We start from the raw sequence: 20,302 nt of genomic DNA on the forward strand, positions 1-20,302 counted from the left end.
TAGAGAACGATTAATCAGTAAATTGAATCCCTGCCATGTCCAAAAAGTCCTTGGCACGCTCTGCCATAATCTGGTGAGCCGGCAAAGTAGGATGGACCAGATCAAAAAACAAGTATCCTTCGCATACGTTTCTTTTGTTTTTCAACCTTGCTCTTGCTGCCATGCGTAAAACAGACTTCTGGGGTTTTTCAACCATTACGTTATAGCAGGTATCTGTTATATTGTTAAAACCATAAGCTTCAGGAGTAACAAGCAGGTCATTTAAAGTTCCATGCACATCAAAATAAAGCCATTGCACATTTTGATAAGTACGTTTCAATTCATTTATTTTTTCTGCCAAGTGTTTATTATGCTGCTCACTTAAATAAGTCATTTTTTCTTGGGCATCGAACTCTCTCGCCATGGGTGTTTGCCCCAGATCAGGCAAATTAACCACAAGAATATGTTTCGCGCCAGCAGTAACTAAACGTTGTAAACCGTGTTGAATACCTATGTTGACGTCACGCAGAGTTTTCTCCACCATGTCCTCATCGGGCACACCGAGATAATTATTAGCCCCTATCCAGACTACAAAAAGACTGTATGGATCTGCTTTACCTTGATGTGCATCCAGATAAATCTGGATTTCACGGTTTAACGTGAATAAAACATCATCATCTTCTTCCGAGATACCTGCACCACCAAACGCATAATCGAGTAAATGTGCAGCGCCATTACCAGGGAAATAAGATTCCACCAAATGCTCAACCCACACCTGGCCATCGGTAAAGCGTCCGGCATGATAAGGTGGTGACGGCGGCACTTTATGTTCCAAGTGCTCATATAAATTACCGTTATCCGACAAACTATCACCAAAAACAACGATATTATGCAAAGGTTCATGCAAAGTCTTCGCAGCTACCAATCCTGAAAACACCAGGATAAACACGGAAAATAAGACCTTCATCCTGCCACCTTAAATCAATTGATTGCCTGTCAAAAAGGTTGAAATTATAATATGCAACTTCACAAACAATCAATTTTTTTATCTCCTATAACCTCTTGAAAATAGGTCTGTAAAATGCCTGCACAATCAATCTTTTCTTGTACGAAAAAAGCATACTCCGTAAAATGAGGAATCCGAAGAGCCATCTTCAACTAAAGTAAAGGATTAAAATCGTTTGAATGCGCATAGAGCCTCCCTGGAGTCTTCCCTCACCGTTTTACTTGCTGCTCTTATTTTGCTGCAATTAGTCAATGCGCTATACCATGCGTGGCCTTTTACCACCGATGATGCATTTATCAGCTGGCATTACGCTCAGACCATGGCTAATGGATTAGGTTTTCGCTGGTATGCCAATACGCCACCGGTAGAGGGTTATTCCAATTTTCTCTGGGTTCTGCTTGCCTCACTATTTCTCAAGCTGGGTGTCCCTTTAATTCCAGCCGTTAAATGTTTTGCGAGTATAAGCTTATTGGCTGCCTTAGTGTTTCTTTATCAATTTGCGCGCACTTTTTTGTCGCCTTTGCTGGCTATGCTACCTGTTTATCTGTTTAGCCATTATCAAGGTGTTAGTTGGTGGACTGTAAGTGGATTTGAAACCAGCTTTTTTGTTGCGCTGGCTTTACTCATGAGTTGGCAAACTGCATCTGCCCTGGGCTTTACTAAATGGCAGGGTGCAATCCCTTTAAAAAAGAATCGTTATCACGCCAGAGCATGGTTAATAGCTTGCTTGAACTTGACTTTACTGGCGCTAACGCGTTTTGAGGGATTGTTGTGGATCATTGCGCCTTTTGCTTTCCTACTCTGTTCTCATTCTCACTATAAACTCCCCTCCTCTCAACTACGGAGTATGTTTCTTGTTTTTTCCCTTGGTTTTATCCTGCCCTATAGCCTATATTTTGGCTGGCGTCTTATTTACTTTGGCCATCTCTTGCCGAATAGTTATCGCTGTAAAGCGATTGTTAGCACTCACAGCTTCCATCTAGTCAATGATTATTTATACCTTCTATTTCCCTGCTTGATTTTAAGCCTGCCTTATTTATGTGCCCGTAAAGACTGTCGGCATCTACTACTTTGGCTACCATCACTATTGTATTGCCTGCTTTTATGCCGTGCTGATCCCGTTATAGCTTATTACAACCGCCTTTTTTTAGCTGCTTTTGGTGTTTTTAGCCTCTTACCTGTTTTAGGGGTGAAAGAATTTTTAAATAATTTTCATTTTTCAGCAAAAAATAACACCTTACTCAGTATGTTAATCATCGTGCTCTTTACTCATCTTTTTATTCCCAGCGGAAAAATAGTGAACATCGATACAGAAGTTAAACATTATCAAGAGCGTTCAGCTATGCGTATGAAAGTTGTGGAGTTTTTAAACCGCCATGCAACAGAAAATGCAAAAATACTCTTGGCTGATTGTGGAATCATTCCATTCTTTGCGAGAAAAGATCTTCAATTTATCGATAGTCAATGTTTGACTAATGCTGAAATGACTAGTGCCAGGATTCATCTCTCACTCCCTTTGTATGCACAAGATTTACAACAAAAGATAAAGCCTGATTGGATTATCCGAACCTATTACCCTCAATGGCAACGTGGGAATGATCTCACCGAAGTGTTACAAAAGCAGGATTTTTTTAAAAATTACCACCTCATTGTAACCTATCAATCTCATCGTTTTGACTCGCAACAAGGTAAACCTCAACAGCAGGAAGCAGATTTTATCTATCAAATATATGCTCGAAATGAACTGGCAAACTACTTAATGCAGAAAATTGAGCATTAATTCAACTAAGAATCGTGGAGAATCAATGAATTCTCCACCATAGATAGCTCCTCTGCTATTGCTGGGCAGGAAAAGAATGACCTTCCAAATTCCTATAATCAGGAAAAGAGGCATGCATATGAGCAATTTTCCAAGAGCCTTCTTCTTTCTCTATAACAATTGTTCCTCTTAAATGGGAAAAAAGATATTCCTTACCGGCTATAGTCACTTTTGCTTCACAAAGAGCAGCTGACCATAAACCTTCTTTTTTGTTAGCGGGCACAAAAGATAGAATTTGAATCTCACCTGTCTCTGATTGACTCCAATCACGCAATAATTGCTCTTCGATTTGTTTTAGGCCAACGCGGTATTCATCAATACCTGAGCCCCACATATTGCTGTTTTTAGTAAACAGACTAAGCAAATAAGGTAAATCTCGCGCTTTGTATCCAACACAAAAGTTCTTAAATAATTCTTCTGCCCGTGTTTTTTCTTCAATGATCATAATAAATCCTTCTTTAATACAGCCTTTAACGGCGATAGTTGAAAAGTACACGCGGTAGTATAAAAGGTTGTTAATAAGAACTCTGTCCGTGCTTATTACGGACACAAAAGAGCGCGCTCAATCTCGGAGCGAGAAAAAAAACCGGTCCGCTGTTTTATTCTATCCATATAAGTCTCGACAGTACGGGAAGATAAATGGAGTAAGTTCGCGGCTTCTTTATAGGAGGCGCCTTGCAATAACAAACGTAAACAAGCTAATTCCTGGGAGGTAATATAAGTTAAGCCTTCTGTACCTTTAAGCGTGACACGTCCATTTGTTAAACAAATTTTTTGATAATTAACATCGCGATAGGAACTGGGAAGGATTATTTTATTATTATTGATAAGCGTAATTAACTCTTTATTTTGTTTATCAAAATCATTGATATAGTGTTCAATAATTTTTAATTTATTTAAATAAAATGATCCCGCATTGGCTTGTTCTGCAGGTAAAGCAACAGCTATCATATCGTAATAATTTCTTGAGCGCCTTACCAAGGTAATTCCATTATGAATATGAAATTTCTCTCGAGCCAGTTGCACCGGGAATTTTGGCAAAACCTCATCCCACAAAAACCAGTAAGAATGTGAATTTTCATAGTCATTATTAAAGGAAGAAAAAACAACAGGAGAATTATCCACGTGCTGAAAATATTCTATCAGACCTGTGTTATTAGTTAGCAAACTTATAGAACCATCATCAAAACATCTCAAATATTGAAAATAACTAAAACCGTAATCAGCTAAAAATCTCTTGTTAATTTCTTGAACTTTCTCTCGTAGAGTAAAGGTTGGATGATCCAGGGAAATTTTTATTGCCATCACCTCGCTCCAATTTCATTTCTCGATACCTTCTTTGACAACTATCTCTGAGCAAACTATTGTTAAATTAGATTACATAAAGGACTACCTCTATGCGGTTTGTTGCACTACTCCTCCTATTGTGTAGCATGACCTTTTCACGCGCCGAAACACTGAAAATTGCCATTCTATCTTATGCACCCCCCTTCAGTGTTGTCGCGGATAATAATCATTTTTTTGGTTTTGATGTAGAGCTTATGGATGCTGTATGTAAAAAAATACAAGCTGAGTGTCAGTATATCCCCGTTGGTTATGCAAAGTTACTCACTATGGTCAAAGAGCAAAAAGCCGACTTGGGTATTGGCGCGATTTCGATTACTCCTGATATTCAATATCAATTCCTGGTTAGTTTACCTTACCTCACTAGCGACGGCCAATTGATGACGACTTTAAAAAGCCCCGTTAACTCGGAAGCTGATTTACGTGGCAAACGAATTGGCACCTGGTCTAACGCATTATTTACATCCATGGTTGAAAAAAAATACCGCGAGGTGGCAAAAATTAAGCAATATACGGAGCTACCGGAATTACTGCAAGCCCTGGCAGAAAAAGAAGTCGATGTCGTATTAATTCATGAACAAGTAGCCAAATTTTGGTGTGCAGGAGAAGAATTGAAAGCTCAATTCAAACTGATTGGTGAAAAAATCTCTCTGGGAAGCGGCTATGGCATCATCGCCCCTCACGGAAGGCAAGCGCTAATTGACCGTATTAATCAGGCTTTAATCCAGCTTGAAACCGATGGGACTTACGTCAAGCTCTACAAAGATTATTTTGATTGATAGCCATCCATTTCTCATTACTGCGTTTAGAATGTAGGCTGATATAGTTTATTAAAATAAGGCAGCCTTGATTCTACGGGAAAAAATTTCTGTAAACATTTTAAAGATTTAAAATTCTCTATCCCATAGGGGGCATATTTTTGTTTTTGTTTTTGCCAAGTCATGTGTTCACCAGAATAATCAATTTCATGCCATTCCCGTCCTATAATATGTGAAGTATTGTTGTCAAATGCAGCCAGATTCTTAAATTTATAATATTTTGCTATACCTATCAAATAGTTAGACATTTTATCCGCTTCACTCATAGCCAATCCTCGTTTATAAATAGCCATTAACAATTCCGTTGCTGTTTTTGGCATGAGCGTTTGTAACCTGGGTAAATATAAAAAATTGGCATGCATATTTTGTATATATTTTTCAAATTGTTGTGTTTCAGCTTCTTGTAATTTCATCTTAGAAACAGGTTGTTCTACTCGAGTTTGTAAAACAGGACATAATTTTTTCCATTGTTCTGGTAACCTACATTGTCGGGCCATGACAGGTTTTACAAGAAGAAAAATCATAGTTATCGTAATAATAGTTAAGGACTTTTTCATTTTATTAGCCTTAAAATTAAACTGGTAAATGGGTTCGCAGCAAGTGTACTGTAAGCGAGATGCAGCAGATAGCTTTTTTCTTGGAAAGTCAGGGTTGAAATGCAAGTTGGGAATAAATTGAATAGTTCATCAGGAAAGAATTTTGCCGAGGCAATCCAGGTTACCCTTAGTTATTGCCTCAACACTCCCTTAGCTAAAAAGCGAAAACTGATTACCGACTTCTGAAGCTGCTGCGCCCGGATTTTCTTCGGCTTTTCGAGATAAGAAGCGATAACGATCTGAACTCAAATGGTGTTGAGATTCTGCGGTTTTTTCTGTCTTGACTTTTTCAGTACTGTGTGAGGAAAAGAAACAATAACGATCTAGACCTAGTTGTCGTTGAGATTCCGAAAAATTAAAGGCATCGGCCAATAATTTTTCCGGTGAATCAGAGCGTTCAATTGAAGCACAACTACTTACCAAGTATTCGTATTTAGCTTTAGCCTGAGAAAGATAATTAACAAACAGCTTATTTCTTGTATCGTTGATATATAGATCATCTGAAAAACTACTTTCCAGCAAGTTTAAATAATTTTCCGCAACATCTAGAGATGCCTGAGCCAGATCATTGCGGCCACGATTTAATCTTATCTCTGCCATTCTTAGAGCGGCATCAAGTCTTTTCAAATATCTTATCAACATAAATACTGCTTCTATCTTAATATCATGCAAATATAATAAAGAATAAAACTTAAGAAATTATTAAGAATTTGGATAAAAAATTATCTTTTTGATAATAATATTAGTGGGAATTTCTAATATTTTTTTAAAAAACGATTTTTCTATTGCCAAAAATTACTATTATTAATAGGTTGAAAATGGCGTTCATTAGATTGTCATGTATTCAAAAATTTTAACGATTTTTTACTACTTAAACCTAATTACAAGCCCTATTAAAACATTATTTTTGTTATAAAAATGACAACATTTTGATAAAATTTTAATTTATTTTTGGCAGAGATATATTGGATTCTGGAAACAATTATCGAACCGGTTTTCTTTAACGTTCTATGATTTTCTCAATTAATAAAATTAATTGTATACGATTTATTTAAAACCGGCTGCCATGCGACAGCCGTATCTGACAGGCTTACGCCATCTCTAGGGAAGTTAATTTCAATTGCCGGCCGCATACCCAAGCTTTATTCAACTCCTGAAATACTTCTTTCGGCATTCCTTTGGGTAGGCGTACAGTGGAGTGATCATCATGAATTTTGAGCCCAGTTATAAAACGGCTTTGTAATCCGGCTTCATTGGCAATAGCACCAACAATATTACCCGGTTTAACGCCATGCACACGACCAATATCGATACGGAATAATTCCTGCGGATGATCCTCACGGAAATGCCTTCTATCTTTACCTTTATCGTTCTTACGCTCAGCATTACGACCGGTTTTAAAATCCCCCTCTCTAACTCGCGCTTCTTTAGCAGAACGAGCAGGTTTTGGAAGAGAGAGTTCGCGCTGCCACGGCTTATCCTGATTTAATAATAAAGCAAGTGCAGCGGCTACATCAGTCGCTGAGACCTGATTTTCTTTGACAAACTCTTCAATAATACGTTGATAGGCAGGTAAATTCTCATGTTGCAAACGCGCAGTGATAGTCGCCATAAAACGCTGCTGTCTCGCTACCTGGATCATGTAGTCATTCGGCACTACAATTTTTTCGATACGCTGACGAGTATGACGTTCTATGGTATTTAGAATACGTGATTCTTTCGGTGTTACAAATAAAATCGTTACACCACTGCGACCAGCACGGCCTGTACGGCCAATTCGATGGACATAAGTTTCACAATCATGCGGTACGTCATAATTAATGACATGGGTAACACGTTCAACATCTAACCCGCGCGCCGCAACATCAGTTGCGACTAAAACATCTATTGTCCCTTGTCTGAATTGCGCAATAATTCGTTCACGCAAAGCCTGGGTGATATCGCCATGTATTGCCATAGCGCGATATCCCTGTTGCTGTAAAACCTCTGCCACTTCTTCTGTACTGCTTTTGGTGCGCACAAATACAATAACACCTTGAGAGTCTTCTACAGCCAATACACGCAGTAAAGCATCTGTTTTCTGTGCCGGCGAAGCAAACAAAAAGCGTTGCTCAATACTTTTTACGGTCGCAGTTTCTGCACGAATCTCGACAGAAACCGGATTATTCAAATAGCTGTTGGCAATCTGGCGAATACGGTGGGGCATCGTAGCCGAAAATAGAGCCATTTGCTTTTCAGCCGGCAATTTGGAAAGAATGGTTTCCACGTCTTCGATAAAACCCATTCGCAACATTTCATCGGCCTCATCAAGAACAAAAGTCCTTAAATGGCCTAATTGTAAGGTACCGCGATCGATGTGATCGAGAATGCGTCCTGGCGTACCTACCACAATTTGCGCGCCTTCACGTAGTTGTTTTAACTGACGGCGATATTCTTGCCCGCCGCAAAGCACAGATACAGTGATGTTTTGATGGGCACTCAAGCTTTCAAATTGTTCAGCCACCTGAATGGCTAATTCGCGTGTTGGAGCTAAAATTAATGCTTGGGTAGCCTGAGATTTTTGCACTAATCGTTGCAAAATAGGTAAGGCAAAAGCAGCCGTCTTTCCAGTTCCTGTTTGTGCTTGCGCAATTACATCCCGTCCTTCCAACAAGACAGGTATAGTTTGTGCCTGAATAGGTGATGGGACTTTAAATTTCATGTCTTCAAGCGCTTTCAGTAAAAGATCCGATAAATTGAGCGCTGCGAAGCTTGCTAATTCTTGTGTCATAAAAATTCCAATAGATTAAAGCGTAATGCTAAAAGGGGTAAAGCGATATAAAAATTGCTCAGTATTATAACAAAATAAGCAGGATGATGCACGAATTTTATTTTCCCCAACCTTAGTAAAACAATAAAAGATGAACAATAAACTTAACCTAGATGGATTCAAGTCTATAAATAATTTATTGTTTTTAAAACCAAAATAAAAATTTAATGGCCTATGGGGAAATAAATTCGTTTAAGAATTTCTATTTAGTTCACAGATTTTTTCCTTTTATAGGCTTGTGAAACTTGTAGCTCAGTGATCTTATTTTCATTTTACAACAAGGCTGCCAAACGACAAGCTTGATCAATGGCATGACGTGCATCCAATTCCAACGCTTTAAAAGCTCCACCAACTAAATGCACCGATTGCTTTCTTTGTTTCAAAGGTTCAAACAGATCTCGCAATTCATCCTGTCCGGCACAAACCACAATTGAATCAACTTCTAAAACCTGTACTTTATCATCAATACGAATATGCAAGCCCTGATCGTCTATCCGCTCATATTCTACACCGGCAAGCATTTTAACCTGTTTGTGTTTTAAACTTAAACGATGGATCCAGCCGGTAGTTTTTCCCAACCGCTTACCATGCTTTTCCTTTTTGCGCTGTAATAAATACACTTGTCGCGGACTTTTACTGATCTCCGGGTGCTTTACACCACCGCGATGTTCAGTTTCGATATCAATACCCCACTCATCATAAAACTGTTGTGGATGCTCGTTAACATGTTCATGGGTTAACCATTCAGCCACATCAAAGCCAATACCACCTGCACCAATAATAGCTACTCGCTTGCCAGGAATTTTTTGCTGTTGAATCAGTTCCACATAACTCATGACTTTTTCATGATCTATCCCGTGAATATCAGGTATCCTTGGCTTAATTCCTGTTGCGAGTACGACCTCATCAAAATCACACAGTAAATCCACATGGGCGGCAGTGTTTAACCGAACATCAACTTGAAATTTGTTCAATTGATGCATGAAATAATTAATAGTATGTTGAAATTCTTCTTTACCAGGGATGTTTTTTGCCAAATTAAATTGCCCACCTAAAACGTCACTTTTTTCAAACAAGGTCACTTGATGGCCACGTTCAGCTGCTACTGTTGCAAATGCAAGACCCGCTGGCCCGGCACCAACAACAGCAATTTTTTTGGAATGATGTACTGCTTGATACACTAATTCTGTCTCGTTACCAGCTCGCGGATTGACAAGGCAGGATGCTGTTTTATTCACAAATACCCTGTCTAAGCAAGCCTGATTACAGGCAATACAAACATTAATCGCTTTACTCTCCCCTATCCTGGCTTTTTCAGCGAATTGCGCGTCAGCCAAGAACGGCCTTGCCATTGACACCATCTCAGCAACCCCTTCCCTAATTAAACGGTCAGCCAGTTCTGGGGTATTGATTCGATTGGAAGTAATCACTGGAATGTTAATTTCTGGTTTGAGCCGTTTCGTCACTGGAGTAAATGCTGCTGGAGGAACCATGGTTGCAATTGTAGGGATACGTGCTTCATGCCAACCAATACCGGTATTAATCAAACTAGCCCCGGCTTGTTCGATTGCCTTGGCCAGAGTAACCACTTCTTCCCAACTGCTGCCATCGGCGATCAGATCGAGCATCGATAAACGATAAATAATAATAAAATGCTCACCTACTGCCTCACGCACACTGCGTACCACTTCTACCGGAAAACGTATACGGTTAGTAAAACCCCCCCCCCATTCGTCTTGGCGCTGATTGGTATGTGTCACAATAAATTGATTAATGAGATACCCTTCACTGCCCATAATTTCTACCCCGTCATAACCGGCTGCTTTTGCAAGGCGGGCACAACGGGCGAAGTGTTTGATGGTTTTTGCGATACGACGCTTACTCATCATCCAGGGTTTAAACGGACTTATCGGCGATTTTAAAGCACTGGGAGCAACGATAAAGGGGTGATAACCATAACGGCCAGCGTGTAAAATTTGAAGAGCGATCTTGCCGCCCCCCTCATGTACAGTGTGGGTCACAATTTCATGACGTTGTTGCTCCTTAATGGACGTCAATTTTGCTGCAAACGGAGCCAAACGCCCGGAGCGATTGGGTGCAAACCCTCCTGTTACTATCAAACCGGCACCACCTTGCGCTCTCTCGCGGTAAAAAGCCGCCAAACGCTGCAAGCCCTCTTTGTCTTCTTCCAAACCTGTATGCATGGATCCCATCAGCAACCGGTTTTTTAACTGGGTAAAACCTAAATCAAGCGGTTCGAATAATGCCTTGAAGGGTGTATTATCAATTCTCAATTCCATGAGCACTCACAAAAGGACAGAAAACAAGATTATAATGCTTTTAGCGTAATCTAACAGCCTTAGATTTTAACCTATTTCATGCAGTAATTTGCATCTCAATCATTTTTTGCATTACTCTCCCTATTGTCTGCAGCATTTAGGAGGGAGTCTATGCAAGGGAAACTTTTATTTCTTATCGTCGAAGAAGGAAAGTTCAATTTCTTCCATGGTGATTTCTCACCAGCAATACCAGAGGAATTAAATGGCCTTTTTGCCTACGGTGCCTATGAAGCAGCAAGTGGTGAAAAAATATTTTTTATGCAAAGATTGCTCGGCTATAACAGTAATCATAGCGGAATAAAATTAATTTTGGAGGGATTAAAAAAGGTAGATCGGAATACTTTTTTTGCAACGCCTGAAAAACAAGAGCAATTTAATAAATACAAAAAAGGTGAACCTCAATTTGGTGGTGAAATGCTACTACTAAACGGCGAGTTTATTTTTTGGAATTTCAAAAGCACCGTCTATTCACGCAGCAAACCAGAATACAACGATGCTAACCCTGAGCTTGAACAGACAGTTAATAGCAGTTTATTGCCCCCCGAGCGCTTTGTTAAAGCCTCTGCAGCAGAAGCTTTTGCCCAAACATCAATGACCCTGTTCTTTGAATCCAATGGACACTATAAAACGCCTGAATTGGCTTCTCAGCATGCATTAAGGATCTGCAATCTCCTGCAATTACCACCTATTGCAGCCGCTTTGGCGGAGGACGATGCAACACCACCCACTCCTGTCGCAATCAGAGCAAGCGGCTAGGTTTATTCAAGATTTTTTCTCAGTTCAAAATCAATAATTTACTTCAGCAATTTTTTCGGGAGTTTCTCAACCTGGGTTAAGACTGGTTGAGATACTCGTAATCGGGTAGCCAGCAAAGCACCTACTAAAGAAATAACACCACCGCTTAGCGATAAAAAGGATGACTCTTCGTGCAGTAAAATAAAACCCAAGAATGTAGATAACAGAGGTAAAGCATAGAGATACATGGACGCTTTGTAAGCAGACCAATGGTGCAAAACATAACTCCACCCCACATACGCAAAGGCCGCAGGAAAAACTCCCATATAGACGGCAGCAAAAGTCGCCTGTTGGCTAGCGATTTTGATTTCTTGCCATAACTGAGGAGAAAAAATAAGCAACATGAAAGTGCCGCCCCATATTATCCAGGCGGTTACCGCTACCGGGTGATAATTTCGCAAGTAACGCTTTTGCGCCACAGTATAAAAAGCCCCCATAAAAGTAGCAATTAAAATAATGAGTGCGCCACTCAACATGGAAGCAGAACTATCTTCTTCCCCTATTATCAAAAACAACAGTCCGATAAAACTGATCAGGATACCCACCCAAACAACAGGGCTTGGACGTTCATGCAAAAATAGAACTGATAAAACAATAGTAACAACTGGAATCAATCCGATAATAAAGCTGGCCACACCTGCAGAAACACTTAGTTCCCCATAATTCAGGCAAATGTTATAGATACCAATACCCGCCACTCCCAGTAACAACAGCTGTAAGCGATCTGGCCAAGCGATTTTTTTCTTATCGGGAAGATAGAAGTAAATTATTGCCATAGCGAAAGAAGCGACCAGAAATCGCAATAAAGCAAGTGCGCCTGGAGAATAAGCCGTCAACCCAACCCGAATTCCGACAAAAGCTGAAGCCCAAAACAATAAGGTAAAAATCAATGCACAGTGCACTTTTAAAGAACCCACAAGAAACACCAGCTAACAAAAAGACTAATATTTTAACAAGATAAATACCTGGTGGTCTAGTTCCAATTGGTTGCTATTTACCTTTCTTCCCAGGACCTTATTTCTTAAAATTCGCCTGATAACCCTATTAAAACATTTGTAGGCAACGTAGAATTGACCATCAAGAACTGAATTATTTAATAAGCAGGAAGCACTCTATGAAAAAAATCGCTGGCTTCGTTCTATCTTCACTCCTGTTTGCGACAGGCCATGCCGCACAAATCACAGCAATCATTTATTCTACTGCAGGCGACAAAAAGGAAATAGGGCAAGTTGTTTTCACAGACACCGAGCTTGGCCTGCTAATAAAACCTAATCTCACAACGCTGCCCCCAGGTTTACACGGCTTCCATTTGCACCAACATCCTGATTGCGGTGATACTGGCATGCATGCTGGCGGTCACTATGATCCTCAAAATACAAATAGCCACCAGGGTCCTTATGGTAAAGGGCATCTGGGGGATTTACCGGTCTTGTATGTGATGGAAAATGGCAATGCTAATGTACCCATTCTGGCTCCCCGTCTGAAAACTAGCGATCTTAAAGGATTGGCTGTGATGCTACATGCCGGTGGTGATAATTATAGTGATACCCCCCCTCTGGGCGGCGGCGGGGCCCGAATCGCTTGTGGAATAATAAAATAACGTTCGCCTAGCGAACGTTATTCTGTAGAAAGACATCGTCTTTTGATTCATTAGACTATATTGGTTCCGACTAGATTGCCCCCTGATAACAACCCAATTGCCTGTATTGCTCAGCCCACATTGCAACAAAATTGTTCTGGACAGCAATAAAATCTAACAATTACAGCCCAAACTAATGTGTACCGCATACACCACTGCAGAAATACGACCAATACGTGCCAGTGCTGATGTTGAAAAACCATGTTCCTGTAATTGGCGACTGTGAGAGCTAATGCAAGTGCCACAACCATTCAACGCTGATACTGCCAAACACAGCACTTCAAAAGTAACACGATCAACACCAGGGTTTGTTATCCCTTGCATACGTAAACCAGCTGGCATTTGGGTTAATTCCGCTTGGCCACTGAGATGGACAAAACGATAATAAATATTCGTCATTGCCATTAAGCTTGCAGCAAGTTTAGCTGCTTCCACTGTTCTTTCATCATTAGCAAGTTCACCTAAGGTGACAATCAATTCTTTATTATTTAGATGGTAAGCCACAGCCAACGCAGCGCCAGTAATTTGTTGTTCCGTCAAGCCATCCATCTGGGTGAAATCCAACACTTTACTCAAATTAAGACGCATATCTTTGGCAAAATCAGGCAATTGTTGTTTTATTGTGTCTAGCATGGTTTTATCCTCAATGAATGGAGTTAACTAGTCCAGATGAATAGTTTGTTCACCTTTTTTCCAATTACAGGGACATAATTCATCTGTTTGCAACGCATCAAGGACGCGTAGTACTTCTTGTGGATTACGACCAACATTCAAATCAGTGACCATGACAAAACGTGTCGTTCCTTCGGGATCAATGATAAAAGTAGCACGCTGGGCAACACCTTCTTGCTCATCGAGAATACCCAGAGCCTGAGTTAAATCCCGCTTAATATCAGCCAGCATTGGGAAAGGTAATTCACGCAAATCAGGGTGTTGATTTCTCCACGCCAAATGAACAAACTCACTATCCGTGCTGGCCCCTAAAACCTGGGCATCGCGTTCATTAAATTCGCTATTCAGCTTGCCAAACTCAGCAATTTCAGTGGGACAAACAAAGGTAAAGTCTTTGGGCCAGAAAAACAAAACCAGCCATTTACCTTCATAAGTTTTATTGGTAATTACTTTAAAAGCATTATGCATATCATTGCTAACAGTCGCTTTAAGATGAAAATCAGGAAATTTGTTGCCTACAGTAATCATAGTCCTCTCCAATTTATGGGGTTTACACCTGTAACTGTAGGCAAGGGATGATTATAAGTAAAATCGAATATATTGATTGTTTTAATAGATTTTAACTATCATAAGCAACATCAGTTTTGGACTCGGCTTCGCGATTAGATAAGACTAATACGCCGATACCAATAAGACTAAATAAAACAGCGGGGATTGCTAAAGGCAAGGTAGAGGTCACTGTTTTATTAATCAATAAATAACCGACAATACCTGCAAATAGAAAGCGTAATGCCCCTCCAGCCGCTGCAGCAGCTCCTTTTGCTTCTTCAAAGGGAGCCATGGAACCGCCTGTGCCAGCCCCCATACAGAAGGTACCACCAGTGCCGATAAGTAACATCGGATAAATAAAATTGTGAATACTTAAACCCTGGAGCAAATACCAGATAAGCATCCATAATCCCCCAACAAGTGTTAGCAAATAACCCAAGAGACAGGTTTTTAAAATACCCAGACGCTCAACAATCGAACCGCCAACGAAACTGCCAAACAGAAGAGAGATCCCCATGAAACAAAAATAAAATCCATAATGAGTTTGCGGAATGTGAAGCGCACGAAGAATCAGATAAGGAGACAAGGCACAAAATAAATAGAGATAACAATGGCCGAAAGCCGAGGCCAGAGTATAAACAGCAAAATCCTGATTGCGTATGACATGGAAATATTGTACAACTATTTTTCTGGTTAAAGGAGTTCGCTTTGCAACGGGTAATGACTCATCAAGCCAGATGCCCATTGTATACAAAGCAGGTATGGCAACCAGCAAAAGAGCCCAAAAAGTTGCCGACCATCCCAGATAAAGATCTAGATAACTGCCTATAAACGTAGCAAAAATGGGAGAAAATGAAATCATTCCATTTAAAAAACTATAAGCTTTGGCGCTTTTCTCGCCCGTATAATGATCCCTTACCATGGCAAAACCAAGTACGATCATCCCGCAGGAACCTAATGCTTGAATAATACGGTAGCCAATCAATTCGTAGACGTTCTCTGCCAAACCACAACAGATTGACCCAATAGCAAAACACACAATTACCACTAATGAAACTTTCCGGCGGCCATAATGGTCAGAAATAGGCCCAATCACTAACTGCATAAACCCTGCACTGAGCATAAATAAATTCAAGGTCATCAACATTTGGGTGTCACTAGCGTGAAAATCCTGTGTTAGATGAGGAATGGCAGGCACATAAATATCCATTGCCAAAGGCAGAGCCAATACCATAGGAGTTAATGCGATAATTAATTTGGCAAACATCGGAGTGATTTACCTGGATATTTTAGATACAATCTATTCTAACTCAGAACAATACCTTTGTTCCAATAATTCTAATTAAAATTAGGCTGTTTTAATTTATCCTTCTCCAGCAATTAGTTATCATTTTTTGCCCACGCGTTGTCAAAATAAGATTAGAATTACAAAGTGTTCGTAAACAAGGCAAAATAATGATTGATTTATGACTACTATGCTGTTCAAATAACCTATTTTAACGATTCTGGAGATTGAAAATGTCTAAAAAAGAAATGATATGCCGTATCGTTCGTCATATCACCAAGCAACCTGACTGGCAAAAAGCCTGCTGTCGCTAATGAGATTACCGCCCCTTACTGAACTACTTACTTATAAAAACGAGCAGGTAGTTCGCTATTTCTGCCATCTACATCCCGATTTTTCACATGAAAAAAGTACCCAATTATTTCAGGATCTCCTGGCTTGGATGTGGATCAATGCCTATCGTCAAACAAACAAACGCTCAACTTATCTGTTCGGTCCTTTACTGATTGTGGATAAAATGTGGCATACCTTCATCTTGCATACACGAGATTATGTCGATTTTTGTTATCGCTACTTTAATGATTATTTTCATCATCATGTCGAACCAGCTGGTTTTGAGCACCGTTTAACAGCAGAAGAGCTTGCCGATTTCCTTCAAGACTGCTTTGAATATCTTGGTGAAAACTGGGTTCTCCGTTACTTTAACGATGCGTTTGATGAAGATTGACTGCTTTTAACACAACTTATCGACAAGGCTTTATAGATAACGTATTATCGTTAGACCTTTCACATTTTTTTAGAACAATAGTAACTGCACCCTCAATCCTTAGATGCCTCCAAAACATCTGAATTGTGAATATGGTGAAAAGTTACAGATAATTAATCCTATTTGGAGTAAAACCATGGCAGCCGAACGCTTTTCGGCCTCTTTTGTCAGCCGACTGTCATTATCTAACGCGCAACAAATGCCCCAAGGATATTATCGTTCTAAATTATTTATTGCACCTTTTACTACCAACCCGCTTGTAGCTGCAGCAGGCCCCTTGCTCTCACTCTTAGAGCGTTTATGTATTACACCTTCTTTGCCGCCGATAACGAGTATCCGTGAAAATATCGAGCATGAATTACGTGCTTTCCATAGTCGGGTCAATAGCAATACATCTACTGAAGAGATAGATGCTCTTGCGCACTATATCCTGTGTGCCACTATTGATGAACTGTTGGGGAAAAACTATCTGCGCCTGTATGGCAAGGTTGCTGAATTTAAAGCCTTCACTCCCTCGTCACATGATGAGGTAGGCCCTCAACAGCGTTTTTTTGACATTGTTAATTATATTAAACAGCAGCCAAATCAATATCTGGATTTAATCGAACTTGCTTATTATTGCTTAATTGCAGGTTTTGAAGGGGAGCAGCATGGGCGCCCAAATGGCAGACAAGCCCTGGATAATTTAATCGAAGACTTGTATCAGTTAATTCAACAGCACCGTGTCAACAAACCACATCGTTTATTTCATGAACAAAAAGTGATTGACAACTTTCCCCAAAATTATAGGCCTGTCATTGTGACAGCTGTCTCCGCCTTGGTAATATTGGTCGCCGGTTATTTAATTAGCCATACGTTATTAGAAAATCAGGCCAAAATCGTTCAATTTGGGCATACTGTAACCGCTAAACTGGATGATTAATGGACAAATCCTTAACCGTACTTTGTGATGCATTAAAAAAAATTCTGGGTTACTTAAAACCACAAAATAATGCTATCTCGTTTCTCTTGATTACAGGCAAAGTAAATCAAGGCAAAACAGCTTTGCTACGTCAAAGTAATCTAACCCATTATCCAGTTGATACCGAAGGTCGTGCTAACTTTTTCTACAACCAGCATGGGGTGATTTTAGAGCTTGGAGAAACTTGGCTTAATCAAAGTGAAAATTTACTAGCCTATACTCTGAAGCAACTTAATCGTTGCCACAATAATGTCAGAATCAGTGGCATTATTTTATGCATTAATAGTAACGAGCTGTTACTCGCAGAACCAGTGCAACTTGTCGAACAATGTAAATCACATGCACAACTGCTGGAGCGTTTTGGACATGCCTTAGGCTATAGTGTTGAAGGCTTTATCCTTTTGACGAAGCTCGATACTCTCGCCGGGTTTTGCGAATTTTTTCAGTCAGATCATGCCAGTGAACTTGCAAAACCACTCGGATTTTCGCTGGATTATACAAAACAGAGAAGTAAGATACTTGTAAATTACAGGCAACAATTTGATCAAATGCTGGAAGTATTAAGCCAGCAAATTATCAATAAATTACATCCTGCGCGTTCCAGTGCCAAACGTACTTTAATTAGAGAATTTCCCCTGCAACTTGCCAGCTTGCGTGTACCGGTACAATCCTTATTACAAAATTTGCCGATTCAATTATTGCGCATACAGGCCATCTACTTTACCAGTGCCGAACAAGGTGGTCACAGTATTGACCGGCTTAATAAGAAGATTCAACATGAATATGCCCTAACCGTTCAGGATAAATTTCCTCAATCCAACAATTACCGGCCTTATTTTATAGAAGGTGCTTTGAAAGCTTGCCAGGAACAAACCAAGCGCCATATTAGGCAGACTAGTACCATTCAGAAATTACTAACAGGGTTAACCGCTGGTATACTTGGTTTATCGTTTGTGGGGATAGTTCATCAACATTTCAAAACCTCCAAACTATTAGATGAAGCGAGTAAGGAATTGTTAGCTTATGAGTCAATGCTTGGACAAGTCAATGATAAAACTGCCGCACTCTACCATTTGTCATTGGCTGCGACCAAATTGCAACAGATTCCCTCGAATATACTTTCTGTACCAGTTATTGAACAATTAAAAACTCAATTGCATAGTAATACGAAACATCGTTTACGGGATAATTTCTTACCTGAATTACTATCTTATGTTGAGAAAACCATTTCCGATCCTGCCCAAACACAAATAGCTCGTTATCAAGCCTTGAAAATTTATCTGATGCTTGGTGAACCAGAGCATTACTCAGAAAGCGAAGTAACCCATTGGTTCTCTCAGTATTGGCAAACCAATAACCAATCGAGTAATTTAGCTAAACAGTTGTTATTGCTTAAGGATGCTTTAAAACAACCCATGCAGCCTGTGGTTATTAATAAACAACTGGTTAGTGATGCGCGGAATTACCTCAATGCTTTACCCGCAACCTATCTTTATTACTCACTGGCAAAAAGTAATTTTTCTAGCGAGAAGCAAGATCTTGAAATGAATGGCTTTGAATTAGCCAGTAAGGAGCTGCCTGTTTACTATACGAAGGCTGGCTTTAAAGAAGTCATCATGTTGTTGCCTAAGCTGGCAACCCAGCTCCAACATGAAAATTGGGTTTTAGCACGTCAAGATCTGAATAACTTGCCTGCACTCCTGGAAGAGGCTTATTACTTTGAATATGTCACCTGGTGGCAAAATTTCATTCGCCGCACGAAACCACAACATTATCAGGATTATCAACAAGCACGGCAACTCACTCAAACGTTGCATCAAAATAATTCAATCAACAAGCTTATTGAGTTGATTCAACAGCAAACAAGCCCCGAATTGACTGAAGATGACGCTTTATTTAATCAAAAAGTAGCTAACCAATTCATGTATTTAAATTTGCTGAGTAATTCTGCCACTAACGAACTCTCACAGAATATCAATGAATTGGAAAAATTCCTTACCACACTTTCACTAATCAATGATCAGGGTCGTACAATCTTTGATTTAACCAAAACGCGTTTTCAAGGGGGTACCTTATCCGATCCGCTCAGTACTTTGTACAATAGAGCCCGTCAACTCCCAGAACCTGTTTCTACCTGGGCAAAACAGTTAGCGGATGATACCTGGTTCATTTTCATTAACGAAAGTAGAACTTATCTAAATAAACAATGGCAGCAATCCGTTTATAAAGAATACCAAACCACCATAGCCAATCGTTATCCTCTTGATCCTTCAAAAAAAGATGAGGTCACTCTCGGTGATTTTGATCGTTTCTTTGCACCCCACGGTGTACTTAATGTATTTGTTAATAATTATTTGAAACCGTTTTTAGATACGTCTACACCACAATGGCAACCCAAAGAATTAAATGGCTATGTATTACCTATTTCAAGTGAGATCACGAATGAGTTAATCCGTGCCAATGTCATTACCAATATGTTCTTCCCTGAAGAAACCGAAACAAGCAAGATTGAATTTAGTCTCCAAAAAATCAATTTAGATCCTGTCGTATCCAATTTACAGTTGACCATTGGTAAAACGACATTAACGGATAATCAAAGTAGTGACTCCTATACGCTCTTTAGCTGGCCCCAGACAGATGCAAAATTAACGTTATATTCCATTGAGGGGAATCATTACGAACTGGAAGAGGTTGGCCCTTGGGCATTCTTTAAGATGCTGGAAAAAGTCAATGTACTTGTTGATAGCAATGATAGCGCCAGCTTACAAATCCTGTTTGAAGTGAATGGCAATTCTGGGCGGTATCTGTTGAAAACTCAAAATCAAATCAACCCTTTTAGCCCAGGCATATTAACAGGTTTCATACTGAAATCAGACGTTGCCTAGAACTTAGAAAAGAAATAAGCAAACAACAGGTTTGCTTATT

At 39.8% G+C, this 20,302-nt stretch carries 18 protein-coding genes; 7 read left to right on the forward strand and 11 right to left on the reverse strand.

What is annotated here, in order from left to right; genetic code table 11:
- Positions 1 to 10 precede the first annotated feature (10 nt).
- Complete coding sequence (gene plaA / locus Lfee_RS10580) at positions 11 to 946, reverse strand: GDSL family lysophospholipase PlaA (protein WP_058446595.1); 936 nt, start codon at positions 944 to 946, stop codon at positions 11 to 13.
- Positions 947 to 1,160: 214 nt separating this feature from the next.
- On the opposite strand from plaA, the gene Lfee_RS10585 reads away from it, so the two are divergent.
- Complete coding sequence (locus Lfee_RS10585) at positions 1,161 to 2,765, forward strand: hypothetical protein (RefSeq protein ID WP_058446598.1); 1,605 nt, start codon at positions 1,161 to 1,163, stop codon at positions 2,763 to 2,765.
- 55 nt (positions 2,766 to 2,820) lie between these two features.
- Here the strand turns inward: Lfee_RS10585 and Lfee_RS16740 are convergent, their stop codons facing one another.
- A complete protein-coding gene (locus Lfee_RS16740) occupies positions 2,821 to 3,249 on the reverse strand; it encodes a nuclear transport factor 2 family protein (protein WP_082646629.1) in 429 nt (142 codons plus the stop codon).
- Positions 3,250 to 3,344: 95 nt separating this feature from the next.
- The gene (locus Lfee_RS10595) at positions 3,345 to 4,109 is read right to left on the reverse strand and encodes a helix-turn-helix transcriptional regulator (RefSeq protein ID WP_238584917.1); all 765 of its coding nucleotides are present in this window, start codon (positions 4,107 to 4,109) and stop codon (positions 3,345 to 3,347) included.
- A gap of 92 nt (positions 4,110 to 4,201) precedes the next feature.
- Here Lfee_RS10595 and Lfee_RS10600 point away from each other — a divergent pair, with 92 nt between their 5' ends.
- On the forward strand, positions 4,202 to 4,927 hold the full coding sequence (locus tag Lfee_RS10600; RefSeq protein ID WP_058446600.1) for a transporter substrate-binding domain-containing protein: 726 nt from the start codon (positions 4,202 to 4,204) through the stop codon (positions 4,925 to 4,927).
- A gap of 26 nt (positions 4,928 to 4,953) precedes the next feature.
- On the opposite strand, the gene Lfee_RS10605 is transcribed toward Lfee_RS10600, so the two are convergent.
- From Lfee_RS10605 to Lfee_RS10620, 4 genes are all read right to left on the reverse strand, one after another.
- Positions 4,954 to 5,523 (reverse strand): hypothetical protein, encoded by a 570-nt coding sequence (locus tag Lfee_RS10605; protein WP_058446602.1) that lies wholly within the window; start codon positions 5,521 to 5,523, stop codon positions 4,954 to 4,956.
- Positions 5,524 to 5,712: 189 nt separating this feature from the next.
- Positions 5,713 to 6,204 carry a hypothetical protein gene (locus Lfee_RS10610; RefSeq protein ID WP_058446604.1) on the reverse strand — a complete coding sequence of 164 codons (492 nt, stop codon included), beginning with the start codon at positions 6,202 to 6,204 and terminating at the stop codon, positions 5,713 to 5,715.
- 448 nt (positions 6,205 to 6,652) lie between these two features.
- Positions 6,653 to 8,332 carry a DEAD/DEAH box helicase gene (locus Lfee_RS10615; RefSeq protein WP_058446606.1) on the reverse strand — a complete coding sequence of 560 codons (1,680 nt, stop codon included), beginning with the start codon at positions 8,330 to 8,332 and terminating at the stop codon, positions 6,653 to 6,655.
- 311 nt (positions 8,333 to 8,643) lie between these two features.
- Positions 8,644 to 10,671, reverse strand: a complete 2,028-nt coding sequence (locus Lfee_RS10620) for an NADPH-dependent 2,4-dienoyl-CoA reductase (protein ID WP_058446608.1) — start codon at positions 10,669 to 10,671, stop codon at positions 8,644 to 8,646.
- Between the two features lie 150 nt (positions 10,672 to 10,821).
- Between Lfee_RS10620 and Lfee_RS10625 the strand changes: the two genes are divergently transcribed.
- The gene (locus Lfee_RS10625; RefSeq protein ID WP_058446610.1) at positions 10,822 to 11,466 is read left to right on the forward strand and encodes a hypothetical protein; all 645 of its coding nucleotides are present in this window, start codon (positions 10,822 to 10,824) and stop codon (positions 11,464 to 11,466) included.
- A 38-nt stretch (positions 11,467 to 11,504) separates the two neighbouring features.
- Here Lfee_RS10625 and Lfee_RS10630 read toward each other — a convergent pair whose 3' ends face one another.
- The gene (locus tag Lfee_RS10630) at positions 11,505 to 12,422 is read right to left on the reverse strand and encodes a DMT family transporter (protein ID WP_058446613.1); all 918 of its coding nucleotides are present in this window, start codon (positions 12,420 to 12,422) and stop codon (positions 11,505 to 11,507) included.
- A 197-nt stretch (positions 12,423 to 12,619) separates the two neighbouring features.
- Between Lfee_RS10630 and Lfee_RS10635 the strand changes: the two genes are divergently transcribed.
- Entirely contained in the window at positions 12,620 to 13,105 is a 486-nt protein-coding gene (locus tag Lfee_RS10635) for a superoxide dismutase family protein (protein WP_058446615.1), read from the forward strand.
- 153 nt (positions 13,106 to 13,258) lie between these two features.
- Here Lfee_RS10635 and Lfee_RS10640 read toward each other — a convergent pair whose 3' ends face one another.
- From Lfee_RS10640 to Lfee_RS10650, 3 genes are all read right to left on the reverse strand, one after another.
- Positions 13,259 to 13,777, reverse strand: a complete 519-nt coding sequence (locus Lfee_RS10640; RefSeq protein ID WP_058446617.1) for a carboxymuconolactone decarboxylase family protein — start codon at positions 13,775 to 13,777, stop codon at positions 13,259 to 13,261.
- Positions 13,778 to 13,804: 27 nt separating this feature from the next.
- Complete coding sequence (locus tag Lfee_RS10645) at positions 13,805 to 14,344, reverse strand: peroxiredoxin (protein WP_058446619.1); 540 nt, start codon at positions 14,342 to 14,344, stop codon at positions 13,805 to 13,807.
- A 91-nt stretch (positions 14,345 to 14,435) separates the two neighbouring features.
- Positions 14,436 to 15,632, reverse strand: coding sequence for a multidrug effflux MFS transporter (locus Lfee_RS10650; RefSeq protein WP_058446621.1), 1,197 nt, complete (start codon positions 15,630 to 15,632; stop codon positions 14,436 to 14,438).
- Between the two features lie 331 nt (positions 15,633 to 15,963).
- Here Lfee_RS10650 and Lfee_RS10655 point away from each other — a divergent pair, with 331 nt between their 5' ends.
- The 3 genes from Lfee_RS10655 to icmF all read left to right on the forward strand — a co-directional run bounded on the left by Lfee_RS10655 (position 15,964) and on the right by icmF (position 20,262).
- Positions 15,964 to 16,377 carry a glycine-rich domain-containing protein gene (locus Lfee_RS10655; protein ID WP_058446622.1) on the forward strand — a complete coding sequence of 138 codons (414 nt, stop codon included), beginning with the start codon at positions 15,964 to 15,966 and terminating at the stop codon, positions 16,375 to 16,377.
- A gap of 175 nt (positions 16,378 to 16,552) precedes the next feature.
- Positions 16,553 to 17,338, forward strand: coding sequence for a type IVB secretion system protein IcmH/DotU (gene icmH, locus Lfee_RS10660; RefSeq protein WP_058446625.1), 786 nt, complete (start codon positions 16,553 to 16,555; stop codon positions 17,336 to 17,338).
- The gene (gene icmF / locus Lfee_RS10665) at positions 17,338 to 20,262 is read left to right on the forward strand and encodes a type IVB secretion system protein IcmF (RefSeq protein WP_058446627.1); all 2,925 of its coding nucleotides are present in this window, start codon (positions 17,338 to 17,340) and stop codon (positions 20,260 to 20,262) included. The genes icmH and icmF overlap by 1 nt, the downstream gene beginning before the upstream one ends.
- Positions 20,263 to 20,302: the final 40 nt, after the last annotated feature.

It is taken from the genome of Legionella feeleii (genome assembly GCF_001467625.1).
Lineage (GTDB): Bacteria > Pseudomonadota > Gammaproteobacteria > Legionellales > Legionellaceae > Tatlockia > Tatlockia feeleii.

Bases quoted from the DNA above. Each gene is read 5' to 3' on its own strand.
- plaA (WP_058446595.1), bottom strand. From the start codon at position 946: ATGAAGGTCTTATTTTCCGTGTTTATCCTGGTGTTTTCAGGATTGGTA.
- Lfee_RS16740 (WP_082646629.1), bottom strand. From the start codon at position 3,249: ATGATCATTGAAGAAAAAACACGGGCAGAAGAATTATTTAAGAACTTT.
- Lfee_RS10595 (WP_238584917.1), bottom strand. From the start codon at position 4,109: ATGGCAATAAAAATTTCCCTGGATCATCCAACCTTTACTCTACGAGAG.
- Lfee_RS10600 (WP_058446600.1), top strand. From the start codon at position 4,202: ATGCGGTTTGTTGCACTACTCCTCCTATTGTGTAGCATGACCTTTTCA.
- Lfee_RS10605 (WP_058446602.1), bottom strand. From the start codon at position 5,523: ATGAAAAAGTCCTTAACTATTATTACGATAACTATGATTTTTCTTCTT.
- Lfee_RS10610 (WP_058446604.1), bottom strand. From the start codon at position 6,204: ATGTTGATAAGATATTTGAAAAGACTTGATGCCGCTCTAAGAATGGCA.
- Lfee_RS10615 (WP_058446606.1), bottom strand. From the start codon at position 8,332: ATGACACAAGAATTAGCAAGCTTCGCAGCGCTCAATTTATCGGATCTT.
- Lfee_RS10620 (WP_058446608.1), bottom strand. From the start codon at position 10,671: ATGGAATTGAGAATTGATAATACACCCTTCAAGGCATTATTCGAACCG.
- Lfee_RS10625 (WP_058446610.1), top strand. From the start codon at position 10,822: ATGCAAGGGAAACTTTTATTTCTTATCGTCGAAGAAGGAAAGTTCAAT.
- Lfee_RS10635 (WP_058446615.1), top strand. From the start codon at position 12,620: ATGAAAAAAATCGCTGGCTTCGTTCTATCTTCACTCCTGTTTGCGACA.
- Lfee_RS10640 (WP_058446617.1), bottom strand. From the start codon at position 13,777: ATGCTAGACACAATAAAACAACAATTGCCTGATTTTGCCAAAGATATG.
- Lfee_RS10645 (WP_058446619.1), bottom strand. From the start codon at position 14,344: ATGATTACTGTAGGCAACAAATTTCCTGATTTTCATCTTAAAGCGACT.
- Lfee_RS10650 (WP_058446621.1), bottom strand. From the start codon at position 15,632: ATGTTTGCCAAATTAATTATCGCATTAACTCCTATGGTATTGGCTCTG.
- Lfee_RS10655 (WP_058446622.1), top strand. From the start codon at position 15,964: ATGAGATTACCGCCCCTTACTGAACTACTTACTTATAAAAACGAGCAG.
- icmH (WP_058446625.1), top strand. From the start codon at position 16,553: ATGGCAGCCGAACGCTTTTCGGCCTCTTTTGTCAGCCGACTGTCATTA.
- icmF (WP_058446627.1), top strand. From the start codon at position 17,338: ATGGACAAATCCTTAACCGTACTTTGTGATGCATTAAAAAAAATTCTG.